The sequence below is a fragment of the Lysobacter sp. Root983 genome (assembly GCF_001429345.1).
Lineage (GTDB): Bacteria > Pseudomonadota > Gammaproteobacteria > Xanthomonadales > Xanthomonadaceae > Lysobacter.
Genome location: NZ_LMJO01000017.1, coordinates 285134 through 308892 on the forward strand (window position 1 = coordinate 285134; position 23759 = coordinate 308892).

General features: G+C 68.5%; 23 protein-coding genes and 5 tRNA genes. 5 read left to right on the forward strand and 23 right to left on the reverse strand.

The annotated features are described in order from the left end of the window. Positions 1-160: 160 nt before the first annotated feature. The 9 genes from clpP to ASE43_RS17085 form a co-directional block, all read right to left on the reverse strand. Entirely contained in the window at positions 161-787 is a 627-nt protein-coding gene (gene clpP / locus ASE43_RS17045; RefSeq protein WP_056173335.1) for an ATP-dependent Clp endopeptidase proteolytic subunit ClpP, read from the reverse strand. Positions 788-953: 166 nt separating this feature from the next. Then, positions 954-2252: a trigger factor gene (tig, locus tag ASE43_RS17050; protein WP_056173332.1), complete on the reverse strand. Its 1299-nt coding sequence runs from the start codon at positions 2250-2252 to the stop codon at positions 954-956. A 171-nt stretch (positions 2253-2423) separates the two neighbouring features. Next, entirely contained in the window at positions 2424-3053 is a 630-nt protein-coding gene (locus ASE43_RS17055; protein WP_057161304.1) for an alpha-ketoglutarate-dependent dioxygenase AlkB, read from the reverse strand. A gap of 35 nt (positions 3054-3088) precedes the next feature. Continuing rightward, a tRNA-Leu gene (locus ASE43_RS17060) sits at positions 3089-3174 on the reverse strand. Positions 3175-3263: 89 nt separating this feature from the next. Further along, positions 3264-3578 carry a DUF2845 domain-containing protein gene (locus tag ASE43_RS17065; protein ID WP_157500027.1) on the reverse strand — a complete coding sequence of 105 codons (315 nt, stop codon included), beginning with the start codon at positions 3576-3578 and terminating at the stop codon, positions 3264-3266. A 194-nt stretch (positions 3579-3772) separates the two neighbouring features. After that, positions 3773-4609: a methyltransferase domain-containing protein gene (locus tag ASE43_RS17070; protein WP_057161306.1), complete on the reverse strand. Its 837-nt coding sequence runs from the start codon at positions 4607-4609 to the stop codon at positions 3773-3775. A gap of 70 nt (positions 4610-4679) precedes the next feature. Then, on the reverse strand, positions 4680-5933 hold the full coding sequence (locus tag ASE43_RS17075; RefSeq protein ID WP_057161307.1) for an MBL fold metallo-hydrolase: 1254 nt from the start codon (positions 5931-5933) through the stop codon (positions 4680-4682). Then, the gene (locus ASE43_RS17080) at positions 5926-6624 is read right to left on the reverse strand and encodes an NAD-dependent epimerase/dehydratase family protein (RefSeq protein ID WP_057161308.1); all 699 of its coding nucleotides are present in this window, start codon (positions 6622-6624) and stop codon (positions 5926-5928) included. The genes ASE43_RS17075 and ASE43_RS17080 overlap by 8 nt, the downstream gene beginning before the upstream one ends. Then, positions 6621-7640, reverse strand: a complete 1020-nt coding sequence (locus tag ASE43_RS17085; protein ID WP_057161309.1) for an NAD-dependent epimerase/dehydratase family protein — start codon at positions 7638-7640, stop codon at positions 6621-6623. The genes ASE43_RS17080 and ASE43_RS17085 overlap by 4 nt, the downstream gene beginning before the upstream one ends. A gap of 140 nt (positions 7641-7780) precedes the next feature. On the opposite strand from ASE43_RS17085, the gene ASE43_RS17090 reads away from it, so the two are divergent. Then, entirely contained in the window at positions 7781-8380 is a 600-nt protein-coding gene (locus ASE43_RS17090) for a TetR/AcrR family transcriptional regulator (RefSeq protein ID WP_200956280.1), read from the forward strand. Positions 8381-8475: 95 nt separating this feature from the next. Here the strand turns inward: ASE43_RS17090 and ASE43_RS17095 are convergent, their stop codons facing one another. The 10 genes from ASE43_RS17095 to ASE43_RS17140 form a co-directional block, all read right to left on the reverse strand. Next, a complete protein-coding gene (locus ASE43_RS17095) occupies positions 8476-9093 on the reverse strand; it encodes a hypothetical protein (protein ID WP_057161311.1) in 618 nt (205 codons plus the stop codon). Between the two features lie 212 nt (positions 9094-9305). Continuing rightward, on the reverse strand, positions 9306-9941 hold the full coding sequence (locus ASE43_RS17100) for a GNAT family N-acetyltransferase (RefSeq protein WP_057161312.1): 636 nt from the start codon (positions 9939-9941) through the stop codon (positions 9306-9308). Between the two features lie 177 nt (positions 9942-10118). Continuing rightward, entirely contained in the window at positions 10119-10574 is a 456-nt protein-coding gene (locus ASE43_RS17105) for a hypothetical protein (RefSeq protein WP_157500029.1), read from the reverse strand. 124 nt (positions 10575-10698) lie between these two features. After that, entirely contained in the window at positions 10699-11214 is a 516-nt protein-coding gene (locus ASE43_RS17110) for an HIT family protein (protein WP_057161314.1), read from the reverse strand. Positions 11215-11340: 126 nt separating this feature from the next. After that, on the reverse strand, positions 11341-13425 hold the full coding sequence (locus ASE43_RS17115) for an alkaline phosphatase D family protein (RefSeq protein ID WP_057161315.1): 2085 nt from the start codon (positions 13423-13425) through the stop codon (positions 11341-11343). Positions 13426-13866: 441 nt separating this feature from the next. Next, a complete protein-coding gene (locus ASE43_RS17120; RefSeq protein ID WP_157500031.1) occupies positions 13867-14166 on the reverse strand; it encodes a hypothetical protein in 300 nt (99 codons plus the stop codon). A 168-nt stretch (positions 14167-14334) separates the two neighbouring features. Beyond that, positions 14335-14410, reverse strand: a tRNA-Lys gene (locus ASE43_RS17125). 50 nt (positions 14411-14460) lie between these two features. Beyond that, positions 14461-14537 (reverse strand) — tRNA-His (locus tag ASE43_RS17130). A gap of 39 nt (positions 14538-14576) precedes the next feature. Then, a tRNA-Arg gene (locus ASE43_RS17135) sits at positions 14577-14653 on the reverse strand. Positions 14654-14694: 41 nt separating this feature from the next. Beyond that, a tRNA-Pro gene (locus tag ASE43_RS17140) sits at positions 14695-14771 on the reverse strand. Between the two features lie 155 nt (positions 14772-14926). Between ASE43_RS17140 and ASE43_RS17145 the strand changes: the two genes are divergently transcribed. After that, a complete protein-coding gene (locus ASE43_RS17145; RefSeq protein ID WP_056173284.1) occupies positions 14927-15685 on the forward strand; it encodes a Bax inhibitor-1/YccA family protein in 759 nt (252 codons plus the stop codon). A gap of 64 nt (positions 15686-15749) precedes the next feature. On the opposite strand, the gene ASE43_RS17150 is transcribed toward ASE43_RS17145, so the two are convergent. The 4 genes from ASE43_RS17150 to grxC all read right to left on the reverse strand — a co-directional run bounded on the left by ASE43_RS17150 (position 15750) and on the right by grxC (position 19601). Further along, positions 15750-17093: a Na+/H+ antiporter NhaC family protein gene (locus ASE43_RS17150; RefSeq protein WP_056173281.1), complete on the reverse strand. Its 1344-nt coding sequence runs from the start codon at positions 17091-17093 to the stop codon at positions 15750-15752. Between the two features lie 425 nt (positions 17094-17518). Further along, entirely contained in the window at positions 17519-18532 is a 1014-nt protein-coding gene (locus tag ASE43_RS17155; protein ID WP_057161317.1) for an isocitrate dehydrogenase, read from the reverse strand. A gap of 253 nt (positions 18533-18785) precedes the next feature. Beyond that, positions 18786-19121, reverse strand: a complete 336-nt coding sequence (locus ASE43_RS17160; RefSeq protein WP_223621702.1) for a carboxymuconolactone decarboxylase family protein — start codon at positions 19119-19121, stop codon at positions 18786-18788. A gap of 192 nt (positions 19122-19313) precedes the next feature. Then, positions 19314-19601 carry a glutaredoxin 3 gene (gene grxC / locus ASE43_RS17165; RefSeq protein ID WP_056173270.1) on the reverse strand — a complete coding sequence of 96 codons (288 nt, stop codon included), beginning with the start codon at positions 19599-19601 and terminating at the stop codon, positions 19314-19316. A gap of 230 nt (positions 19602-19831) precedes the next feature. On the opposite strand from grxC, the gene ASE43_RS17170 reads away from it, so the two are divergent. The 3 genes from ASE43_RS17170 to phoR all read left to right on the forward strand — a co-directional run bounded on the left by ASE43_RS17170 (position 19832) and on the right by phoR (position 23738). Next, positions 19832-21475 carry a M48 family metalloprotease gene (locus tag ASE43_RS17170; RefSeq protein WP_057161318.1) on the forward strand — a complete coding sequence of 548 codons (1644 nt, stop codon included), beginning with the start codon at positions 19832-19834 and terminating at the stop codon, positions 21473-21475. A gap of 194 nt (positions 21476-21669) precedes the next feature. After that, a complete protein-coding gene (gene phoB / locus ASE43_RS17175) occupies positions 21670-22377 on the forward strand; it encodes a phosphate regulon transcriptional regulator PhoB (protein ID WP_055909545.1) in 708 nt (235 codons plus the stop codon). Between the two features lie 11 nt (positions 22378-22388). Beyond that, positions 22389-23738 carry a phosphate regulon sensor histidine kinase PhoR gene (phoR, locus tag ASE43_RS17180; protein ID WP_056176400.1) on the forward strand — a complete coding sequence of 450 codons (1350 nt, stop codon included), beginning with the start codon at positions 22389-22391 and terminating at the stop codon, positions 23736-23738. Positions 23739-23759: the final 21 nt, after the last annotated feature.

Sequence of the window (23759 nt, forward strand, 5' to 3'; positions counted from 1 at the left end):
TCGGAGCGCGCCCGCTCGGGCCGCGTCCGCAGTTACGTGGTGCGTTGTCGGCCCGAGGATAACACAGCGCTCCGGCCCGTCCCCGGGCCGGTCGCCATGTTCATTGCCTGCCGAAAACAGGAGTTCGATCAACGGCTTGCGCGCGGGCTCGGGCCCGGCCTCAGGCGGCCTGGATCGAGTCTTCCGGACGCCGCTCGAGCACCTGGTCGACCAGACCGTACTCGCGCGCAGCCTCGGCGCTCTTGAAGTTGTCGCGCTCGGTGTCGCGCGCGATGGTCTCGATCGGCTGGCCGGTGTGCTTGGCCAGCACCTCGTTCAGGCGCTGACGCAGGGTCAGGATCTCGCGCGCCTGGATCTCGATATCGGTGGCCTGGCCCTGCGAGCCGCCGGAGGGCTGGTGGATCATCACCCGCGAATTCGGCAGCGCGTAGCGCTTGCCCTTGGCGCCGGCGGCGAGCAGCAGCGCGCCCATGCTGGCGGCCTGGCCGATGCAGATCGTGCTCACGTCGGGCTTGATGTACTGCATGGTGTCGTAGATCGCCATGCCCGCGGTGACCACGCCGCCCGGCGAGTTGATGTAGAAGCTGATGTCCTTCTCGGGGTTCTCGGCCTCGAGGAACAGCATCTGGGCGACGATGACGTTGGCGACATGATCGTCGACGCCGCCGACCAGGAAGATCACCCGCTCCTTGAGCAGGCGCGAATAGATGTCGTACGCGCGCTCGCCGCGGCTGGTCTGTTCGACCACCATCGGTACGAGGTTCAGGGCTTGGATTCGGTTGTCCATCTCGACGGCACCTATGGCTGACGTTGAATGCTTTGCAGAGCCTTCGGCGGTACCGAAGGTTCCCGGGTAGGCCCAACTTGGGGCCTGGCGGGCCTCTACGCAAGGGCGTCCCGGGTTCGGGACGCCGGCCTGGCGCGTTCGCTTCCTGCGGGATCGCCGCCTGGACTTACTGGCGGATCGCTTCGCTGAACGAGAGCGGCTGCTCGGTGTGCTGGGCGCGCTCGGCGATCCAGTCGATCACCTGCTCTTCCATCACCCGGCCCTGCAGGCTGTTCATCAGCTGCGGGTCGTTGCGGTACAGCTCGATCACCTGCTGCGGTTCCTCGTAGGTCGAGGCGATCAGCTTCAGGGTCTCGTTGACGCGGCGCGGGTCCAGCATCAGCTGGTTGCGGCGCGCGATCTCGCCGACCAGCAGGCCGACCAGCACGCGCTTCTGCGCGCTGTCCATGAAGGTCAGGTAGGCGTCGGCCGGGGCCTCGATGTTGCGGCCCTGGCGGCGCGCCTGCTCGACGGTCTGGCGGGCCATGTCGCGGGCCTCGCCCTCGACCAGCTTCGGCGGCATTTCCACGTGCTGGTAGGCGGCGATCAGCTGCTCGCCCACTTCGCGGCGCAGACGCGTCATCAGCGCGCCCTTGAGCTCGCGCTCCAGGTTGCTGCGGATGTCGGAGCGGAACTGCTCGGTGTCGCCGCTCTTGATGCCGAAGCTCTTGATGAAGGCCGCGTCGACCTCGGGCAGCACCGGCTCGGACACCGTGGTGGCCTTGAGGTGGACCTCGACCGTGCGGCCGGCGAACTGCGGCACGCGCCATTCGGCCGGGAACTCGATCGGGGCGACCTTCTCTTCGCCGGCCTTGAGGCCGACCAGAGCTTCTTCGATCGCCGGGAACATCGCGCCCGAACCGATCACGGTCGCGCCGCGCTCCACGCCCTCGGCGGGGATGCGCTCGTCGCCGACCTGCGACCAGGTTTCGATCTCGACCGCGTCGCCGGCGGCGGCGGCGCGCTCGATCGGGTTCCAGGTGCGGCGCTGCAGGCGCAGGTTCTCGATCATCGCGTCGATGTCGGCATCGGCGACGTCGGAGGTGTGGCGCACGACATTGAGCTTGGCGACGTCGATGTCGCCGAAATCCGGGACCACTTCGAAGGTGGCCACGTAGGCCAGCTCGCCGCCCTCGGCGGCCGCCGGCTCGATCATCGGGTTACCGGCGATCTGCAGCGACTCCTGGCGCACGGCATTGCTGAAGCCTTCGCGCAGCAGGCCGTCGAGCACTTCGGCGCGGACCTGCTCGCCGAAACGCTGCTCGATCACCTTGGCCGGCACCTTGCCGGGACGGAAACCCTTGATCTTGGCGCCGCGCGCGATTTCGCGCAGGCGACCGCCGACCTGGCTCTCGAGGCGATCCGCCGGGAGACTGAAGGTCAGACGGCGTTCCAGATTACCCAGCGATTCGACCGAAACTTGCATATCCACTCCTGCTACCGCGACGGCCCGTCGCGGCACGATGTTGAAGACCTGTCCGACCGCTGGCCGGGTCTAGGCCCTCCAGCGGAACTTACTAGTTTCGCCGATTACGGGCCGCGCTGCCAGCCGGGCGTCCGAAGGTCGCCTGGCGGCACGGATCGTACGGGTGCCGGCTCAGCGCAGGATGCGACGGAAGGTCAGGTTCACCCGCGGTCCGCAGGGCCGGGCGAGCTTGGCGATGCCGTGCAGCCAGTGGCGCTGTGTCTGGCCGCGCATCAGCAGCAGGCTGCCGGAGTCCAGGGGGATGCGCACCGGCGCGACCGCGCTGGGCGGCGCCCCGCGCGCGAGGCGGCGCTTCATCACGAACACCCGGCGCTCGCCCAGGCTTAGCGAGGCGATGGTCGGCGCCGGGCCCAACTCGGTCTCGTCGTCGGCGTGGAAACCCATGCCGTCGCGGTGATCGCGGTAGTAGTTGAGCAGGACGCTGTTGAATTCGGCCCCGCTGGCCCGCTCCACCCGCTGTTTCAGGTCGGCCAGCAAAGGCGTCCAGGGGCGCGGCCGCAGATGCAGGCCGGAATAGGTGTAGGCGGCGTCGGCATCGCCGTACCAGGCGCTCAGGCGCGGCTGCGCGACCTCGCGCCCGAACACCACGATGCGCTCGGCGCGCCAGGGCACGTCCGCGATCAGCTCGGCCAGCACCTCGGCGTCGGGCCGCCCCAGGTCCAGGCGCGCCAGCAGCGCCACATCGGCGCCGTCCATCGTCAGGGTCTGGAAACCGTCGGCCGGGGCGAACAGGTCCTGCATGCGCGGTGGGCGCTCCTCAAGGCCGGCGCCGGGGCTGGTGCGAAAGGCGGGACTCGAACCCGCACGGGGGTTACCCGCTGGAACCTAAATCCAGTGCGTCTACCAATTCCGCCACTTTCGCGTTCGCGCCGACCCGCAACGCGGGCCGGGCATTCTAGGCGCGCGGCGGCGCCTTGCGCAAAGCGGTCGCGCGCGAAGCGTGCCCGACGCTCAGTCCTGCGCCTGAATCGGGGGCGCGGCGACGGGCGCGGAGCCGTAGACCTCGTCGATCGCCGCGACCTTGCCGTCCTTGATCGTGATCAGCGTGGTCTTGCCGTCGCGGTAATACTCGAAACGCTCGCCGACCTCGGCGCCGCGTTTGTTCTCGATCTTCTTGATCCGGCTGGGCGCGCCGGCGACCTGATAGACCTGCCCCACCCCATCGCCGGTTACGAGCACCCGGTTGCCGAACGCGACCGTGTCGGCGGCCCAAACCGGCGTCGACAAAGCCAACCCCACCACCAGTCCCAACCCTAGCGTGCGCATGACCGCCCTCCTCTTCCGTGGATGCTGTCAGGCTACCCACACCACCCTAGCGCGGGCTTAACCGCTGCCCGCGATGCGACGAACCGGTTGCCGACCGAGCTCTCCGGACTAGCGGGCCTCTGCCGCCTCCGTTTGCTTCATTTCCCGATATCGCCTCAGGCGCGACTCGCTCGCGACAGCGGCGACCGCTGCAGTCAGCGGCTGCGGAACACCGCGATCCGGTCGCTCGGCGGCCGCGCGTCGCCCGCAAGCCAAGGCTCGGCGGCTACTACCGCGGTGCAGGGCCCCAGCGTGCAGACGCGGATCGCGCGCGATCGCGCCTGCTGCGCGATCGCGTCCAGCACCTGGCGCAGGATCGCGCCGGTGAACGGCGTGTACAGATAGAAGACCGTCGCGTGGCCCAGATCGACCGCGCGCGCATCCGCGCAGGCGAACGTGGCGCGCGTCAGCGCCAGCTCGGCCGCGCAGGCTTGCGCACTGGCCACATAGGCCGGCTCGATCTCCACGCCGTGCGCGCGCGCCTCGGTGCAGGCCGCGACCAGCAGCGGTACATGGCCGAGGCCGGCGCCGAGGTCGAGCACCACATCGTCGGCGCACAGCGACAGACGCCGCAGCAGATCGAAGACATGCCGCGCCGGCGTGGGCTGATAGAACACCATCTCCTCCGCCAGCGCGCCGATCTCGTCGCCGGGCGCAGGCAGGCGCAGCACGCCGCTGACGAGTTCGTCGAGGGGGTCGTAATGCTCGCCGCTCGCGGTTGCGATGGCGAAATCGCGCTCGGCCCAGTCCGGCAGCTCGGCGCCGCCGCCGTCGCGCAGGGTCTCGCGCAGACGCTCGCACAGCGCGCGGTCCAGCGCTTCCAGGCGCAGCCGCAGGGCTTGCGCTCGCGCGCGCTCGGGCTCGTCGCCGCCGCCAAGATCGGCAGCGCGTTCCAGGCGGTCCAGGGCCTGCGCGCGCTCGCGCAGCGCCTGCGGGTCCAGCAGGGTCGGATCCCGCTCCAGGGTGTCCAGCAAGGCGTGCAGTGCGGTCATCGAACGGCGGATGCGGTGGGATCGCGAAGCCTAAAGGATGCCGGCGCCGCCGCGCGCCGGCCGCGCGCACCTAGGCGCGGCCCGCACAGGCCTCGATCCGCACGCGCTCGCTCGGATCGCCCGAACGCGTCGCCATCAGCGGCCGTTCGGCGGCGCTATGCCAGGCCACGCGCGGCCACCACGGCGCGATGGCCGCGCTGCGTCCGGGTTCCAGCATCTGCCCAGGGCGAGGCGTCAGCACCTGGATGTCGCCGCAGCGTGCGGCGGCCAGGACCCGCTCCACCGGTTCGGTCCAGGCGTGATTGGCTTGCTGGATCAGCGCCCAATGCACCGGAATCAGCGCCTTGCCGCGCACCAGCCGGTGCGCCTCCACCGCCAGCTCCGGTCCCAGGTGGGTGTCCGGCCAGTGCGCGTCGTACTGCCCGGCCTCGATCAGGGTCGCGTCGAAGGGGCCGAGGCGCTCGCCGATCAACGCCAGCTGATCGTGGAAGCCGGTGTCGCCGGAGTACCAGACGCGATGGCGCGCGCCCGCGATCGCATAGCCCGCCCACAAGGTCTGATTGGACTGGCCGAGGAACCGACCGGACTTGTGGCGCGCCGGCGTCGCGGTCAGCTCCAATCCGCGCACGCGCGCCGACTGCCACCAATCCAGTTCGACGATGCGATGTTCGGGGATGCCCCAGCGCGCCAGATGCGCGCCGACGCCCAGCGGCACCACGAATACCGTGCGCCAGCCCCGCATGGCTTGGACGGTGGTGCGATCCAGATGATCGTAATGGTCGTGCGAGATCAGCACCGCGTCGATGTCCGGCAACTGCTCCAAGGCCACGGGCGGACGGAACCAGGGCTGCGGGCCGGCCCAGCTCAGCGGCGAGATGCGGTCGCTCCACACCGGATCGATCAACACGTTGCCGCCGTCGATCTGGATCAGCGCGGCGGCATGGCCGAACCAGGTGATGCGCAAGCCCGACGTCGGCGGCCGCGCCAGTTCGGCGGCTGAGGGACGAACGACGGCGACGGCGCCGTCGGGCTGCGCGGCGGGCGTGGCCGGACCGAACAGCAGGCGTCGCCATGCGCCGTCGGTGTCGGCCCACAGCGGCTGCGGATTGCGGAACTGCGTTCCGTCCCATTGCGCCGACGCCTGCGCGCGGGCCAGACGCGCGCCTGCGGGCTTGGCGCCGAACGAGGCGCAGCCGCCGATCAGCGCGGCGGCCAGCAGGGCCAACAGCAGACCGCCCGCGCCCACGCCCAGCCATGCGCCCCACTTCAGCCAGCGGCGTCGGCCGCGCGCGGCGGACGCACCCTGCGCGGTGGTCCTAGCCATTGGACGCATCTCCCGACCCGGCGGTGGCGTCGGCCGCGGTCTGCGCCGTCCAGCCTCGGATCGTGCGGTTATCGAGCAATTCCTGCGCGGCGCCGTGCTTGGCCACGTCGAGCAGGCATTGCGCCAAGCGGTCGCAGTCGACGCTGTAGTCCTCGCTGAACAACGACACCAGAGCGCCGATCGGGGCGAACCACCGGCCCGGATCCTTGCGCGCCACGCTGCGCGCGGTCGGCCGGATGTAGCCCGGCCGGAAACGGTAGATCTCGCCGCCCAGCTCGCCCAACTTGCGTTCGGCGCGGCCCTTGATGCGCGCGTACAGCGCGGACGCGCGTTCGTCCGGATCGGCGCTGCGCCCGCTGACGAAGCAGAACCGGATGCGCGGATCGACGCCCCGCATCGCCTTGGCCGCGGTCAGCGCGTAGTCCAGGGTGATCCGCACATACTGCGCCTGCGACACCTGGGCCTGCGAAACGCCCAGGCACCAGATGCAGGCGTCGGCGCGCAACAGGTCGACGGGGATCGTCTGGTAGTCGGTGAAATCGCTGAGCACCGCCTCGATCAGTTTCGGATGCGCGCGGCCGAGCGTGCGCCGCGTCAGCACCACCACCCGTTCGATGGCGGGATCGGCCAGCGCCTGCCGCAGCACCTCGCTGCCCACGAAGCCGGTCGCGCCGGTCAGGATCAGTCTCATGCCGCCTCCGCCGCCAGCAGGCTCTGCGCGCAATCCACGACGGTGTCGCGCGCCGGCCGCGGCCGGTAGCCGAGCACGCGCTGCGCTTTGTCCGAACGGTAGATGTGGCGGCGGCCCAACATCGGCAGCAGCTGCCTCATCTCGGGGACGAAGTTCGCGCCGATTCTGACCAGCCAGTTCGGCAGACGGCGCGTGGGCACCTTCGCGGCGCGCTCGCCCAGACGCGCGCGCAGGGTCTGCGCGATCTCGCGCATCCACAGGAATTCGCCAGCGGCGATGAAGCGCTGCCCCGCGGCCTGCGGCGCGCTCATCGCATCGACATGCACCCGGGCCAGGTCGCGCACGTCGACCACGCAGAAGCCGACGTTGGGGATTCCCGGCATCCTGCCCTGCAGCTGGCGCTGGATCAGCGCGACCGAGCCCAGGTTCTCGGCCGTCAGCACCGGGCCGAAGATCGCGCTGGGCAGCACCGTGGTCAGCTCGGTCGCGCCGGCGTGCGTGGCCATGTAGTCCCAGGCCGCACGCTCGGCCAGGATTTTCGACAGCCGATACGCGTTGAGGTCCGGGTCCTGTTCGCTGGCCCACACGGTCTCGTCGTTGTCGGTGTCGCCGCTCTGCAGCCCCTGATTGACTGCGGCGCAGGACGAGGTCATCACCACCCGTCTCGCCCCGGCCGCGCGCGCGGCGCCGAGCACGCGCAGAGTGCCTTCTCGCGCCGGCGCGATCAGCGCCTGCGGATCGTTCGAGGACGCCGTCGTCATCGGCGAAGCGACGTGCAGTACGTACGCGCAACCGGCGGCGGCCGCGTCCCAGCCTTCGTCGAGGGTCAGATCGGCGATGGCGAATGCGAGCCGGTCGCCGGGATCGACCTGTCGGCTGACGGCGGCGCGCACCGCCGCTTCCTTGGCTGGGCTGCGCACGGTGGCGCGCACGCGGTAGCCGCGCTGCAGCAGTTCGACGATGCACCAGCCGGCGACGAAGCCGGTGCCGCCGGTGACCAGGACGGTTTCGTTCACGTAAGCGCTCCACCCCGTCCTGCCGGATCCGCTCCGGCCTCCCGAACGGGCTATGTCTACACATGTATACATCGCTTGCGACGACTTGTCTACACCTGTAGACTCAAGCCATGAAAACGCCCCGCCCCCAGCCCGCGCCCGTGCCTGAAACGGCCCCCGTCCGCCGCCGCGACGCCGCCGCCACCCGCGCCGCGATCCTGGCCTCGGCGCGCCGCGCCTTCGCCACCTCGGGCTACGACGGCGCCGGCGTACGCGAAATCGCCGCGGGCGCCGGAGTCACCGCCATGCTGGTCAACCGCTACTTCGGCTCCAAGCAGCAGTTGTTCGCCGAGGTGACCGAGCAGACCATGACTCAGGGCAGCCTGATCGCCAGCGGCATCATGGATGCGCCCAACCCCAGCCACGCCCTGGCCAGCGCACTGGTGAAAATGACCCGCGCCGATGCGGTGCCGCTGGACGGCTTCCTGATTTCGTTCCACTCCGCCTCCAGCCCGGATGCGGCGCGCATCGGCCGCGAGAAGGTCGAAGAGCACCATTGGCAGACCGTGACCCGCGCATTGCGCGGCGAACTGAGCGGCGAACGCGCGGCCCTGCTGCTGTCGGTGATTTCCGGCTTCCAGGTGATGCGCCAGATGATGGGGCTGTCGGCCCTGGCCAACGCCAAGGAAAGCGAACTGACCGACTTGCTTGCGCGCGTGTTCGACTGCCTGATCGAGCCCGACCAGACGCCGGGCAAGTAACCGCGGTCGGCGCGGCGCCCGCGGACCGCGTGCGCTGCCGCGCGTCCGCCCAACCGACGCCCGCGGATCGGCCGGGAAGAAGAAACGCGCCGCGCTTATCGGGTGCTGGCGGTCGCGGCTTTCGCGTCGCGGCCGATCACGGCCTCGCTCGTTTTCGAGACCTGGCCCGGATGCCACGACAGCGTCCAGCGGTAGCGACCCGGCTCCGGGCAGGGATTGCTGGCCGCACGCTCTATCGAGCGCTTGCAGATCGGCGAATCGCGGAGGACGTCGAAGGTGACCTGGATGCGGTCGCCAACGATCGCCAAGGCACGCACCTCGCCGGGCACGTGCAAGGATGCATTCCATGCGTATCCGCTCTGGCGGCCACGTCGCTTCAGATCCGCCATGTAGTCGTTATCGAGCGAACTGGGACGCCAGAACGAATCGTCCTTTCGCATCGGTGTCATTACGATAATGTCGTTCTCGCAGTCGAAGTTCGCGCCGAGGCAGGTCGCCGTCTGCAGATAAACGACCTCGTCCACGCCGTTGCGATCGAAGTCCGCGATCTGGACGTGGCGCGCCGCATAGTCGAACTGGATGTCGTCGCCCGCTTGGGCCTCCGCCGAGATATTGGCCGCGCGCACCGCCCCGCGGCTATCGATGGCGCCCGCGACGCCGCTGAACCCCGCGACCAGTGCGGCAACGACCGCGATTCCTTGCAGCTTAGGCATGACACCTTCCTTGTCCGTCGTAGCCGCATTCTAGGGCGGCTACGCGAGCGCTAGGCACCGGTTCGGCGCGCGGCCGCACGGCTCGCCACAGGGCGCCGGACTTCGCATGCCTCGTATGGGTAGACGCCTTGTCCCTTGTAGCGGCCTAGCGGCTCCGGCTCCGCCGCCCTGGATGGCCAAACGCCGCCAGGCCGGCCCGCCCAGCCTGGCGCTCAACTTTCCGGAATGGTCGCCGCGGCGAAGGGCGCCAACACCGTCCAGCCCAGGTTGGCATAGAGGCCGCGGCCGTCCGCCGTGGCCACCAGCAGTGGCCGGCTCGCAAGGGATGTTCGCGCGGCGCCCAGCGCGCTCATGACCGCGATGCCCAATCCTTTGCGCCGGTGATCCGGGTCGGTTTCGATCCGATCGTAAATGAAGACCTCCGAGGTCTCCGCCGCGCAGCCGCTCGCGGCCAGGCCGCCATCCGGGGCCAGGACGCGGGCGCGAGTGACCGGGCCGGTGCGATGGAGGTCCATCCGGTAGCCATCCGGCAGCGGCTTGGGATACGGGCCGACGGCCGCCGTCGTCATGAAATAGTTCGCCGGCTGCATCTCCCAGCGTGCCGGCAGCGCGCTACGCAGCGCTTCGTCGGTGCCGCACAGCTTCAAGTAATGGCGTGGCGCCGTAAGTTCGTGCGCGAGTTCCCGCAGGCCATCGCACAGCTTCGGGAATACCCAGCGCCGGGTTTCCTTTTCCGAGTGGGTATCCACCCGATAGCCCCCGTGATCGCGCACCGGGGCCGGGGCCCCTCGGGCGATGGAATGCGCTGTCTGCCAGGCGAAAACGAGTTCGGGGTCGATAAGGGACAAGGGGGTAACCGATCGTAGGTGGCGCCCGCACGATGCATGCTTCGCGACGGGCGGTGTAGTGCGGACGCATGGCCGCGTACGCTTGCAAGTCCGCAACTAGAGCATCGGACCGTCTCAAGGCCTAAGACGGCAGCCATGGAGCCGCCAAACTGCGCGGCGACTTCGGCCACGTCATCGCTAGGCCGGCATGCCGGCACTGATCAATGCGTGGAACGCGATGCCCATGCTGATGGACAGCAGCCACAGCGCCGCACCCTCGAAGATCCCTTCGATCCGCTTCGCGCCTTTCTGGGAATAACCGACCCGTTCGCGCGTGCGCAACAGCTCATGCCCCTGCCTGATCCGATCCATCAGCGAGAACTGCACGAAGAAGGCCATCAGCGCCGACAGGAACATGAGCGCGGCCGCGACCATGATCTTGATGAAGAATTTCTTGTCGCCGTCGACGAACTGGACCAAAGCGATCAGGCCGGCGGCAGCGGTCATGGCGATCGTGCCCAGCTGCTTGAGGTAGTCGAAAGACAGCGTAACGGCCGTGTCCAGGCTGACCTGCGGCGCCGGCTCCTGCGGTGGGTGTTCCATTGGAATTCCGAACTCCTGTCCTTCAGTCTGACTATCGCGCTGCCGGATCACGCCGCTTCCGCGCTCTTAAGCAATGCTCGCTTGGATCTGAGCGCCTCAGCATCGGCACCGTTCATGGCCCTGCCCCTAAGGCCACTATCGGCCAGAAGAAGCAGATCCTCAACCGCAAGCCCAGCTACTCAGGCAGATTCGAACGAATCAGCTTCGCGGTCGCAATCAGCTGGGCGGCAGGAACGCGGACCCGCTCCCGGCGCTGCGCATCTCCGCCGGGATCGTGCAGCGTTCCCTTCTGACGTCCGGCGCCGTCGAAGGTGGCGAGTTGAGGCGGGCCTATGCCCCAATCGCTGCCGCGCTGGCGCGGCACGACGTGGAAATGGAAGTGCGGCGTCTCCTGCCCGCTGAAGACCCCGTTGTTTTGAAACGTGAGTATTCCGAGCGGCCGATACGTCCTGACCAACGCCTCCGCGACTCGCTTGGCCGCGGCCATGACCGCGCCGCATTCCGGGTCGGAAAGATCCAGTAGCGTCGCAACGTGCCTGCGTGTAATGACGCAACACTGGCCGACCTCGAACTGCCAGGGATTGATCACGGTGAGCGTATGTTCGCCCTCATCCACGACCGCCCATCGTTCTTCGCGCCCCGCCATCCCCTCGCACAGGTCGCAAGGGTCTCTGATCGGTAGTTCGATCAATTTCCTACTCCCATCCAGTCGGCGGGTCGATGCAGGAACGATTGTAGTGCCACGTTGCGGCTAGCAAGCTGTCTTTCAGAGAGGCGGAGTCCGTCGCCAGCGCAGGCATCAGCGCAATGGCGCGCCTCACACCGCCAGTCCGGGATCGCCCTCCAATATCGTCTGCCGCATCCGCGGCCGCTCGCCCGGCCGCCACAGCGGCACCTCGTGGCGGACGCGATACCGCAAGGGCCCGCCGTCGGCGCCGGGGCTGCGCTCGAGGGGCCTGGGGATGCAGACGAAGTCGGTCGCCATCGTGCCGGCGTCCACCCGCACGGTGGTGTAACCGTGTCCGCCCATGTCGACGAAGGACAGATGCGGCGCCAGGTCGGGATTGCTCGCCGCGTGCGCCTTGCGCAGGTCGCCGCTGCTGGCGAACTCCAGCGCCGAACGCACGCCGTGCTGCAGCAGCAGGTTGACGGTAGGCTGCGGCGCCCCGTCGCCCGGGTTGGCGATGTACAGCGGGCGCAGCGGATTTTCCTTTTTCTGGTTGTGCTCGTTGGCTTCGGCCATGCCCGGGGCGGAGATCGAGCCGGTCACGAAGGTCACCCCCACCGGCTCGAACGCCGCAGGCGGCAAGGCCTTGGCCGCGTAGCCCGCCCAGAAGCTGTGGCGGTCGCCAGACACGATTGCGAAACCGGTGATGCCGGCATCGCGCACCGCGTCGAAGATCTCGGCGCGCTCGTGATAGGCGCAACCCCAGTCGCCGGTGGCCATGAGGGCAAAACCCGCGCCCTCGGGATACTTGCCCAGCGCCGCCGGCAGGTTCTGCGGATCGACGCGCCAGTCGGGGGTTCCCAGCGAATTGCCCCAGATCTTCCAGGTCGCCGTCGCGCCGCGCAGGCGCGTCAGGAACCAGGCCTTCTGCTTCGCCCCCAACATCGTCTGCGCGGCTTCGCCCACGCGGTAATTGGCCACGCTCTTGGCGCCGAAGGACAACGTCGCTGGCGGATGGCCGTCGGCGTAGTCGCGGCCGCCGTCGAGTTGCCGCATCAGCTCCTCGGGCACGAAGCCCAGCGTGTCGTCTTCGAACAGCGGATTGATTTCGTCGTGATTGCCCGGATCGCGCGAGCGGAAGCTGCGCTGGTCGGTCACCAGCAGGTCGATGTGCCGGCCCCAGCGCAAGCCGCGATACGCGATCAGACTGTTGATCGCGGCCAGGTTGTTGGCTTCGGTGCCCAGCCCGTCGTCGTCGAAGTCATGGACCAGCGTGTCGACGACGCTAGGCGCATCGAAGACCTCCAGCGCGGCGCCCGGCGCTAAAACGCGCGCCGGCTGGTATTCGAACCAGGCCTGGTTCGCCGCGACCTTGAGCGTCTGCGCGGGCACCCAGCCCTCGCCGCCAGGGAATTCCTGGATCGACTGCCAGCCCTGCCAGGAAAACTCGTGGTTGTCCCATATCGCCACGAACGGCCAGCGCGCACGCGCATCCTGGATGTCGGGATCCTGCAGGTAGGCGTGGTAGAGGACGCGATAGTCCTGCAGCGAGTCCGGCACCCAGAAGCGGTTCTTGGCGACCGTCTTGCCCTTGGGAAACGTGATCGGAAACTTGATGAGACGGTCGTAGCGATGACCGTTCTTGACCTGGTCCGGGTATTGCACGACTTCGTAGACGAAATCGCCCAGGTGCAGCACGAAGCCGAGCCGGTCCCCTGGCGCGGCGCGCTCGTCTTCCCAGATCATCCGCCGATAAGCGTTCTGGGCCCCCTCGCAGATGGTCTGGCAGCTGACGAAGGCGAAGCGCGCCGGGCGCGCATCGTCGGGCGCAGGCGCCGTCAGCGTTCGGCCGATCCGGCTGCCGTTGCCGTCCTCGTCGACGAAGCGGTACCAGTACTCGCCGGCCGGCGGCAGATCGCCGACCAGCACGCGACAGGTCCAGTCGGCCTGGGCCAGCACCGGTGCCGTCGCGGTCGCGATCACGCGCGCGAACGCCGGGTCTAGCGCAACTTCGACCCGCAGCGTGGCGCGCTCGCGGCCATCCGCATAGGGTCGCCGCGTCCACAGCAGGACGCTGTGGTGATCGGGATCGCCCGAGGCGACGCCTTGCGGGAACAGGTCGCGACGCTCGCGCCAGCCGCTGGAGGAAGGGCGCACCGTCGCGCAGCCCCAGGCCAGGGTCGCGCCCAGTGCAGCGGCGAGCTTCAGAAACTTGCGACGGCTGAGTGTCGGCATGTCGGCCCACCGTTTGCGGTGTCGATTCGGCGCAACGCTAGACCCGCAGCCTGCGCGGGTGAGCGTGCCGGAAGTACCGCGGTGCGCGCCTGCCCCCTCGAGAGGCGATGCGAGTAGGCTTCCGCGGCATGCGGACGCTTGCATCCGGCAGGCCGCATGCGATCGCTTTTACCGGTGGTCGCCGCACTGCGATGGCAGCAAGCGCCCAACAGCCCAGCGCACCCGGTTTCGTTTCTCGCGCAGCGGAAAAAATTTGGTGGCTATCAAGGATTCGAACCTTGGACCTACTTGATTAAGAGTTTGGGCACCTCTGCTCTTCAATCAACGACGTAAGCCGCTCCAATTTCCCGACAGAGCCCACCTGCGACACCGTCAGATCAGCATCCCACTGGCCACTTTCCCGGTGTCCGCTTTCGGCCAGAAGCGGACGTCGCACGTTTGTCACGCCTTCCGGACGCGCCGGACGCGGTCAGCGATGTGTCGGGCCCAGCGAGGGCCTGCGACGACGCAGTAGAGAATCCACGTCGAAGCGCCGAGGAATCCTGCAACGGCGAACACAAGGATCAGCCCTTTGCCGATCTCGTTGGCGCCAGCCAATGAGCTGCCGAAAGCCGCCGCCCACGAGCCGAAGCTGATGACGAAAAGACCTGTGGAGGCGATCCGCAGGCGCGCCGTGAAGGGCGTTTCGTATGCTCGAACTCCCATTTCGCATGGTGTCCGCTTAGGGTCGGAAGCGGACATTAGCACCGCCGGCCCGGAAGCGCGCATCCTCCCCCCGGGCACTAGATCAACTACCCCACTTTCCGGGAAACGCACGACCCGCAAGGACAGCGCTCCGCTGTACTCGATCGATTTCCGAGTACCGGGAAAAAGAAAAAGCCCCGGCGTTTCCGCCGGGGCTTTCCGATTTGGTGGGCCGTCAAGGATTCGAACCTTGGACCTATTGATTAAGAGTCAACTGCTCTACCAACTGAGCTAACGGCCCGATACATCAGGAGCGAAATTGTAACAGAAGCTTTTCGGTCCTTACAACAATGGGGTGGCTGAGGGGACTCGAACCCCCGACATCTGGAATCACAATCCAGTACTCTAACCAGCTGAGCTACAGCCACCGTAAAACGTAGACATACAACGTAAATCGCTTGCGAATTTGGCGCGCCCGGCGGGAATCGAACCCACAACCACCGGCTTAGAAGGCCGGTGCTCTATCCAGTTGAGCTACGGGCGCCAGTCCAAACATCTTAACTGACGCCCCAGCCCGGTAGCGGATGGTCGGGGCAGAGGGATTCGAACCCACGACATCCAGCTCCCAAAGCTGGCGCTCTACCAGGCTGAGCTATACCCCGAAGCCGGGACTCTCGTTGCGCGCCAACGCCGCGAAAGGCCGACTAGTTTGGGCGGCGCCATCGCTGCTGTCAACGAGGCGTCGGCTAAAGCGGCCTGCGTGTATGCTCCCGGCATCGTGAACAACCGTTCATTCAGGACTACAGGGGCGACCAACATGCGCAGCGGCAATCCGGCACTCAAGGAATCCACCTTCCTGGACCTGGCCAGCGGCACGGTAGTACAGGGCGACAGTCAGGCCATGAGCTTGAACGGCACGGTCAACAAGACCGGCCTGTTGCTGCTGCTGACGGTGCTGACCGCCGCCTACGCCTGGAGCCAGATCACCATCACCACCGAGGGCGCGACCGGCCTGATGCCGTTCATGCTGATCGGCGGTCTGGGCGGTTTCGTCCTGGCGATGGTGACGATCTTCAAGAAGACCTGGGCGCCGGTGACCGCGCCGGCGTACGCGTTGGTCGAGGGCCTGTTCCTGGGCGCGATCTCCTCGGTGTTCGAGGCGCGCTATCCGGGCATCGTGATGCAGGCGGTGATGCTGACCTTCGGCACCCTGTTCGCCCTGCTGTTCGCCTACCGCTCGGGCCTGATCAAGGCCACCGAGAACTTCAAGCTGGGCGTGGCCGCGGCCACCGGCGGCATCTTCGTGCTGTACCTGGTCAGCTTCGGCATGCGCCTGTTCGGCAAGGAAATGCCCTATATCCACGAGTCCGGCCTGATCGGCATCGGCTTCAGCCTGTTCGTGGTGGTGGTGGCGGCGCTGAATCTGGTGCTGGACTTCGACTTCATCGAAACCGGCGTCGAGCAGCGCGCGCCCAAGTACATGGAGTGGTACGCCGCGTTCGGCCTGATGGTCACCCTGGTGTGGCTGTACATCGAGTTCCTGCGTCTGCTGTCGAAGCTGCAGTCGCGCAACTGAGCGACGCCGCGGGAAACGAGAAAGGGGCGCGATCGCGCCCCTTTTTTTCGCCTCCGCCCTGCCCTCAGCCGCGCTCTTCGGCCGCCTGCGGCAAGGGCTGCGGCGCGCGCTTACGCGAGGACCACAGCATGGCCAGGATGGTGATGCCGCCCAGCAGCCAGCTGTAGTGCACGCTGCCGGCCAGGGCCAGCGGCGAGACCGCGCCCAGCGAGGCGGCCAGCAGGATCTGCGCGCCGTAGGGCAGGATGCCCTGGGTCACGCAGGCGAAGATGTCGAGCACGCTGGCCGCGCGCGCCGGCGGTACGCCGTGCTGTTGGGCGATGTCGCGCGCCAGGCCGCCGCTGATCAGGATCGCGACGGTGTTGTTGGCGGTGAACACGTCGGTGGTGGCCGACAGCGCGGCGATGCTGACCTCGCCCGCGCGCCGGCTCTTGTGGCCGCGCGCGAACTTGCCGATCACCTGGGCCAGCCAGGCCAGGCCGCCGGTGGCCTTCATCAGCGCGCCCAGGCCGCCGACCAGCAGCGACAGCAGGGTGATCTCGATCATGCTCTCGAAGCCGTCCCAGATGTGTCCGGCGTAGGCGGCCAGGCCGAAGTCGTCGGCCAGGAAGAAGCCGAAGCCGCCGGCCACCAGCAGGCCCACGCTCAACACCACGATCACGTCGACGCCGGCCAGGGCCATGCCCAGCACGATCAGGTAGGGCAGGATCAGCCAGGCCGAAACCGGCTCCAGCGGCGCCACCGGCGCGGTTTCGCCGACGAAGCCGAGCACGATCAGGGTCAGCAACGCGGCCGGCAGTGCCAGCTTGAAGTTCTCGCGGAACTTCTCGCGCATGGTGCAGCCCTGGGTGCGGGTGGCGACGATGGCGGTGTCGGAGATCACCGACAGGTTGTCGCCGAAGGTGGCGCCGCCGATCACCGCGCCCAGCACCAGCGCGCGATCCAGGCCGGAGGCGTCGGACACGCCCAGGGCGATCGGCGCGACCGCGGCGATGGTGCCCATCGAGGTGCCCAGCGACAGCGAGATGAAGCCGGCGACCAGGAACAGGCTGGGCAGCAGCAGGGCCGGATGCACGTGGCCGATGCCCAGCGAGACGATCGCGTCGACGGCGCCGATCGCCTTGGAGACTTCGACGAAGCCGCCGGCGAGCAGGAAGATCAGGCACATCAGCACGACATTGCTGTCGCCCATGCCCTCCAGCAGCGTTTCCAGCGGCTTGAGCTTGCGACGCCAGGCGATGAACGCCGCCAGCGCCAGCGCGGGCAGGATCGCGACCGGCGCGCGCAACTGATAGAAGCCCATCGCCTCGCCGTGGGTGGTGAAGTAGATCCCCGCGCCGAAGAACAGCGCCAGGAACAGCAGCAGCGGCGTCAGCGCGAGCGCGCTGGGGCGGACCGGGGCATTCATCGCTTCATCCGTATGGAACTGGCTAGGGTTCTATTTTGCGGTGCAACATGGGCGCTGTCGAGGGCTGTGGCGGCCACAGGTGGGGAGGACGGTTCAGGTGGGGGAACTTGGCGTCCAGCCACCTGCTAGCAACGCCTGGAGCGGGCTGACGCGGACTTGAGGGCGCCGGTGGTGGCCAGACGCCCCTCCCTCTCGCCTGTGCGCGAGCCCAGGAGCGATGCAGCCTCGGCGGCCCTCCCTGCAGCCCACACCCCGATCCGACCGCAGGGCGGCCGGACGGTCGATGCGGCGCGAGCCGATGACGCGCAGCGCCCCGGCCCCCACCCCGCACGCGGGAGAGGGCTACGAAGCCGCTGGGCTTTCATGCGCCGCAAACGCAACGAGGCGCCCGAAGGCGCCCCGCTGCGGTACCGCGTCGGCCTGGATCAGGCGGTGGCGCGGCTGGCGATCGCCTTGGCGAAGGACATGGTGTTGCCCTCGCCGCCCAGGTCCGGGGTCAGCGAGTCCTTGGCTTCCAGCGTGGCGATGATGGCCTCGCGCAGCTTGGTCGCCTTCTCGGGCTGGCCGATGTGGTCGAGCAGCTGCGCCGCGCCCAGCAGCAGGGCGCAGGGGTTGGCCTTGCCCTGGCCGGCGATGTCCGGGGCGGTGCCGTGCACGGCTTCGAAGATCGCCGCGTCGGTGCCGATGTTGGCGCCCGGGGCCAGGCCCAGGCCGCCGACCAGGCCGGCGCAGAGGTCGGAGATGATGTCGCCGAACAGGTTGGTGGTGACGATGATGTCGAACTGCTCCGGACGCATCACCAGCTGCATGCAGGTGTTGTCCACGATCATCTCGTTGCACTGGATGTCCGGGTACTGCTGCGCCACTTCGCGCGCGGTCTTCAGGAACAGGCCCGAGGTCGACTTCAGGATGTTGGCCTTGTGCACCACGGTGACCTTCTTGCGGCCGGTCTTGCGGGCCAGGTCGAAGGCGTAGCGCACGATGCGCTCGGAGCCGCGGCGGGTGATCTTCTGCACCAGGGTGGCGGTTTCGCCGTCCGCGGTCAGCGACTGGCCTTCGCCGATGTAGGCGCCTTCGGTGTTCTCGCGCACGGTGATCAGGTCCACGCCCGAGGGGAAGCGCGACTTGGTGTTCGGGAACGACTTGGCCGGACGCACGTTGGCGTACAGGTCGAAGCGCTTGCGCAGTTCGACGTTGATCGAGCTGAAGCCCTCGCCGACCGGCGTGGTCAGCGGGCTCTTCAGGGCGATGCGATTCTTGCGGATCGAGTCCATGGTCGAGGCCGGTAGCAACTCGCCGTGCTTCTCCAGGGCGACCAGGCCGGCATCGGCGAATTCGTAGGACAGGCCGACGTTCATGGCGTCGAGCACGTGCAGGGTGGCGTCCATGATCTCCGGGCCGATGCCGTCGCCACGGATGACCGTAATGGTTTGCGTCATGAGGGAGTTCTTCCAGCGATAGGGCGCGGCGCAAGCGGCGCGGCGCAAGGTTGAGCCCCGTAATTATGCCGGAAGCGGCCCGTCCCTGCATTCGGCGGCGTATTGGACGATGGTCGGGGTGGCGGACGGCCCGATCCGGCGCGCACCGCCCCTGTGGGAGCGGCGTAAGCCGCGATAGGCCGCCGGTTGCGACGCAAGCTGGAAGCCCAATCGCGGCTTACGCCGCTCCCACAGGTCAGGTAATGGACGGGCCTCAGCCGTGATCGTGCCCCGCCGGCGCCGCCGCCTCGCCCTGCTCCAGCCGGTCGAGGAAATCGACCGCGCGGCGCAGGTGCGGGATCACGATCGAGCCGCCCACCACCAGGCCGACCGAGAAGGCCTCGAACATTTCGTCGCGGTTGACCCCGGCGTCCTTGCACTGGGCGACGTGGTAGCTGATGCAGTCGTCGCAGCGCAGCACCATCGAGGCGACCAGGCCCAGCAGTTCCTTGGTCTTCAGGTCCAGCGCGCCGGGCTGGTAGGTCTGGGTGTCCAGGGCGAAGAAGCGCCGCACGACCTGGTTGGGCTCGGCCAGGATGCGTTCGTTCATGCGCTTGCGGAACGCGGTGAACTCGGCGACGCGGTCGCTTTCGGTACTGTCGTTGCTCACGGAAACTCCTTCAATGATGGGGCGCGCTTGCCGTTCATGGCGTTACCGTTCCGGCTTGCGGATGGTCCGGCCCGTCCATCCCTGGCCGGGCGTTCGCGGGCGTAGGCGGCAGCGCCGCCCGATCGCGCCCACTCACCCCGCCAGCAGCGGCTCCAGCCCGCCCGCGCGATGCAGGGCGATCATGTCGTCGTAGCCGCCCACGTGGGTGCCGCGGATAAAGATCTGCGGCACGCTGGTGCGCCGGGTCAGGCTCATCATCTTCTCGCGCTGGGCCGGGTCCAGGTCGATCCGGACCTCGGTCCAGGACTCGCCCTTGCTCTTCAGGAAGTTCTTCGCGGCCACGCAATAGGGGCAGATCGCGGTGGTGTAGATCACGATCTTCTCGGGCGCTTCGGACGGCGCGGTATCGGTGACGCTCAAGGCGGTTCTCCTGATGAAACTCGGCGGGTGGGTTGCGGTCTGACTATGGGCCCGCAGGGTGCGCCATTAAAGCGCGCCTGCGGAACGCTGTCGTCCACCGCCCCCCTCCATGCGCCTCGGACGGTAGCGAATTAATGGATGATTCACACCGCCGGACGTGGCGGGCCGCATTCTGCCGTGCGAACGTGCACTTGCCGCCCGCGACCACCCCGCGACCGAGGAACACCCGCTTGCGCCGCATCGCCCTGCTTTCCGCCGCCATCACCCTCGCCGTCGCCAGCCTCTGCGCGCCGGCCCAGGAATCGAGCCTGCCCGACATCGGCTCGTCCGCGGGCGAACTGCTGACCCCGGCCCAGGAGCGCGAGTACGGCGCGATGATGCTGGCCCAGCTGCGCCACTACGACTATCTGCTGGAAGACCCGCTGATCAACAGCTGGCTGGACACCCTGGGCACCCGCCTGGCTGCCAGCAGCGACCGCCCGCGCCAGCCCTTCACCTTCTTCGTGATGCGCCAGCGCCAGATCAACGCCTTCGCCACCCTGGGCGGCTACATCGGCGTCAACGTCGGCCTGGTGCTGGCGGCCGAGCGCGAGGACGAGGTGGCCGCGGTGCTCTCGCACGAAATCGCCCACGTCACCCAGCAGCACGTGCTGCGCGGGGTCGAACGCGCCCAGCGCGACCAATTGCCGATCCTGCTGGCGATGCTGGGCGCGATCGTCGCCGCCCAGGCCGCCGGCGGAAACTCCGCCGACGACGCCGCCCAGGCGGCGATGGTGTCGGCGATGGGCCTGATGCAGCAGCGCCAGATCGACTACACCCGTTCCAACGAGTCCGAGGCCGACCGCCTGGGCATCCAGACCCTGTCGCGCAGCCAGTACGACCCGACCGCGATGGCCGATTTCTTCGCCAAGATGCAGGCCAAGTCGCGCAGCAACAAAGCCGGCTACTTCGGCCCCACCCCCGACTACCTGCTGACCCACCCGGTCACCACCACCCGCATCAGCGAGGCCAAGGCGCGCGCCGAGCAGATCGCGCAAAGCACGGTGATCGCGACCACTTCGACCCCGAACGCGACCCGCAGCGAGCGCATCCCCAAGAACGGCTACAGCCTGCCCGGCGACGCGCGCGGCTTGGACAACCCGCTGCTGCCCAGTGCGTTGCGCCTGCAAGGCTATGCGCTGTCGGGCGGCGACACCGGCCTGTTCGAATTCGCGCGCGAGCGCATGCGCGTGCTCAGCGCCGAGTCGGCGCGCGACGCGATCGCCGAGTACGAGCGTCTGGGCAAGGGCGCCAAGCTCGACGAGGCCCAGCGCTACGGGCTGGCGGTGGCGCGCATGCGCGCCAACCAGGCCGGCGCCGCGGCGCCGGTGTTCGCCGAGCTGCTGGACAAGTACCCCGGCCACCTGTGGCTGAGCCTGGCCCTGAGCGAGGCCGAGGCGCAGAGCGGCAAGGTCGCCTCCGCCGACGCCCGCTTCGAATCCCTGCTGCGGCAGATGCCCAACAACCGCGCCGTGGCCCTGACCTATGCGCGCACCCTGTCGGAGCGCAACACGCTGGAATCCGGCAAGCGCGCCCAGGCCGTGCTGCGCCCGCTGCTGGGCAGCGCCAGCGAGGACGCCCTGTTCCAGCAGGCGTTCGCACGCGCCTGTGAGATCGCGGGCGACCCGGTCCGTGCCGGCGAAGCCTATGCGGAAGCCGCCTACCTGGGCGGACGCCCGGAGCAGGCCCTGGTCCAGCTGAACACGCTCAAGAAGCGCCCCGAGCTGGATTACTACGCCCGCGCCCGCATCGAGGCGCGCATCGCCGCGATCACCCCGACCGTGCTGGAGCTGCGGCGCCAAGGCGTGAAGGACGAGGACCTGCGCAGGCGCTGACGCGCCTGGATTCGGGATTCGCAACCGCCGGCCGTGACGATTTGCCCACCAAATCCCAAATCCCGAATCTCAAATCCCGGCCTTTAAGACAGTGTCACGCGGACGTCACAAAACGGTAGTGTACTGGCGCGGTCTCAGGCAGCCCTGCTTGCAGCGGCTGTTCCAAGCCCCGCCTCCACTCCCCCGGTGACCGCGTGCAGAAGCGCATTCTCATAGTCGAAGACGAACCCGCCATCCGCGACATGGTGTCCTTCGCCCTGCGCAAGGGCGAGTACGACCCGATCCATGCCGGCGACGCGCGCGAGGCCCAGGCGGCGATCGCCGACCGCGTCCCCGACCTGATCCTGCTGGACTGGATGCTGCCCGGCACCAGCGGCCTGGAGCTGGCCCGGCGCTGGCGCAAGGAATCGCTGACCCGCGAGATCCCGATCATCATGCTGACCGCGCGCGGCGAAGAAAACGACCGCGTCGGCGGCCTCGAAGCCGGCGTCGACGACTACGTGGTCAAGCCGTTCTCGGCGCGCGAACTGCTGGCGCGCATCCGCGCCGTGCTGCGGCGCTCGCGCGAGGACGACGAGGACGGCAGCGTCGGCATCGGCCCGCTGCGCATCGACGGCGCCGCCCACCGCGTGTTCGCCCAGGGCGACGGCGGCGACCAGGCGGTGCAGATCGGCCCCACCGAGTACCGCCTGCTGCACTTCTTCATGACCCATCCGGAACGCGTGTATTCGCGCACCCAGCTGCTCGACCACGTCTGGGGCGGCAGCGTCTACGTGGAAGAGCGCACGGTCGACGTGCATATCCGCCGCCTGCGCAAAACCCTGGAACCGCACCGCCTCGACGGCATGGTCCAGACGGTACGCGGCGCCGGTTATCGTTTTTCTGCCTCACTCGCCGCGTAAGCTTGGCGGGTATGCCACCCCGCGCCCGATCCGCTTGGTTCCGCACCCTGGGACAGCTGCTGCTGATCCTGGTCGCCGCGGCCGTGGTCGGGCTGCTGATCGGCCAGCCCTGGCCGGTCGTGACCCTGGCCGCGCTGGGCGTGGTCGCCTGGCATTACTGGCGCCTGCGCAGCGTGCTGATCCGGCTGACCGCGCGCCAGCGCCTGACCCCGCCGCTGGGCGAAGGCATCTGGAACGAACTCGACCGCCTGCTGCACCGCAGCCAGGCCGAGATGCGCGGGCGCAAGCGGCGCCTGATCGAAATGCTGCGCGCCTACCGCGCCGCCGCCGCCGCGCTGCCCGACGCGATCGTGGTGGTGGAGCGCAACAGCCAGCGCATCCAGTGGTTCAACGAAGCCGCCAACGGCCTGCTCGGCCTGCGCTACCCGCGCGATATCGGCGGCTCGCTGTCGCAGAAGCTGCAGCCGCTGCAGCTGGCGCATTGGCTGGCCGCGGGCCGTAACGCCGAACCGCTGGAGGCGGCCTCGCCGTGGAATCCGGCCGCGACCCTGAGCCTGCGCCTGATCCCCTATTCGGAAAACCTGTGGCTGCTGGTGGCGCGCGATGTCAGCCGCCTGCTGCAGCTGGAGCAGATGCGCCGCGATTTCGTCGCCAACGTCTCCCACGAACTGCGCACGCCGCTGACCGTGGTGCACGGCTACCTGGACATGCTGGACCCCAGCGAACACCCGGACTGGGCGCCGATGCTGGCCGAGATGCAGCGCCAGTCGCAGCGCATGACCCAGTTGGTCGAGGACCTGCTGATGCTGTCGCGGCTGGAGTCGCAGGACAGCCTGCCGGCCGAAGAGACCGTGTCGATGTCGTCGATGCTGTCCACGCTCAAGCGCGAAGCGATGGCGCTGAGCCAGGGCCGCCACGAGATCGCGATGGAGGACCTGGCCGGGGTCGATCTGTGGGGCTCCAACAAGGAACTGCACAGCGCCTTCTCCAACCTGGTCAGCAACGCGATCCGCTACACCCCGGCCGGCGGTTCGATCCGCATCCGCTTCCGCCCCGAGGACCAGGGCATGGGACGCGGGGTGGTGCTGGAAGTGATCGACAGCGGCTACGGCATCCCGGCCGCGCACCTGCCGCGCATCACCGAACGCTTCTACCGCGTGTCCACCAGCCGCTCGCGCGAAAGCGGCGGCACCGGCCTGGGCCTGTCCATCGTCAAGCACGTGCTCAACCTGCACCAGGCGCGCCTGGAGATCGCCAGCGACGTCGGCCGCGGCAGCAACTTCGCCTGCCACTTCGGCGTCGACCGCGTGCGCAGCCGCGACCTCGCCTATCTCGATACCCTGCCCGACGCCCTGCCCTGATCTTTCCCAGCGCGCCCCACC

Coding starts and splice junctions, on each gene's coding strand:
- ASE43_RS17065 (WP_157500027.1), bottom strand. CDS start 3,578: ATGCGCACGCTAGGGTTGGGACTGGTGGTGGGGTTGGCTTTGTCGACG.
- ASE43_RS17075 (WP_057161307.1), bottom strand. CDS start 5,933: ATGGCTAGGACCACCGCGCAGGGTGCGTCCGCCGCGCGCGGCCGACGC.
- ASE43_RS17160 (WP_223621702.1), bottom strand. CDS start 19,121: ATGAACGAACGCATCCTGGCCGAGCCCAACCAGGTCGTGCGGCGCTTC.
- ASE43_RS17115 (WP_057161315.1), bottom strand. CDS start 13,425: ATGCCGACACTCAGCCGTCGCAAGTTTCTGAAGCTCGCCGCTGCACTG.
- ASE43_RS17055 (WP_057161304.1), bottom strand. CDS start 3,053: ATGCAGGACCTGTTCGCCCCGGCCGACGGTTTCCAGACCCTGACGATG.
- ASE43_RS17120 (WP_157500031.1), bottom strand. CDS start 14,166: ATGTCCGCTTCCGACCCTAAGCGGACACCATGCGAAATGGGAGTTCGA.
- clpP (WP_056173335.1), bottom strand. CDS start 787: ATGGACAACCGAATCCAAGCCCTGAACCTCGTACCGATGGTGGTCGAA.
- ASE43_RS17155 (WP_057161317.1), bottom strand. CDS start 18,532: ATGACGCAAACCATTACGGTCATCCGTGGCGACGGCATCGGCCCGGAG.
- ASE43_RS17095 (WP_057161311.1), bottom strand. CDS start 9,093: ATGCCTAAGCTGCAAGGAATCGCGGTCGTTGCCGCACTGGTCGCGGGG.
- ASE43_RS17080 (WP_057161308.1), bottom strand. CDS start 6,624: ATGAGACTGATCCTGACCGGCGCGACCGGCTTCGTGGGCAGCGAGGTG.
- phoR (WP_056176400.1), top strand. CDS start 22,389: ATGCCACCCCGCGCCCGATCCGCTTGGTTCCGCACCCTGGGACAGCTG.
- ASE43_RS17070 (WP_057161306.1), bottom strand. CDS start 4,609: ATGACCGCACTGCACGCCTTGCTGGACACCCTGGAGCGGGATCCGACC.
- tig (WP_056173332.1), bottom strand. CDS start 2,252: ATGCAAGTTTCGGTCGAATCGCTGGGTAATCTGGAACGCCGTCTGACC.
- ASE43_RS17150 (WP_056173281.1), bottom strand. CDS start 17,093: ATGAATGCCCCGGTCCGCCCCAGCGCGCTCGCGCTGACGCCGCTGCTG.
- ASE43_RS17145 (WP_056173284.1), top strand. CDS start 14,927: ATGCGCAGCGGCAATCCGGCACTCAAGGAATCCACCTTCCTGGACCTG.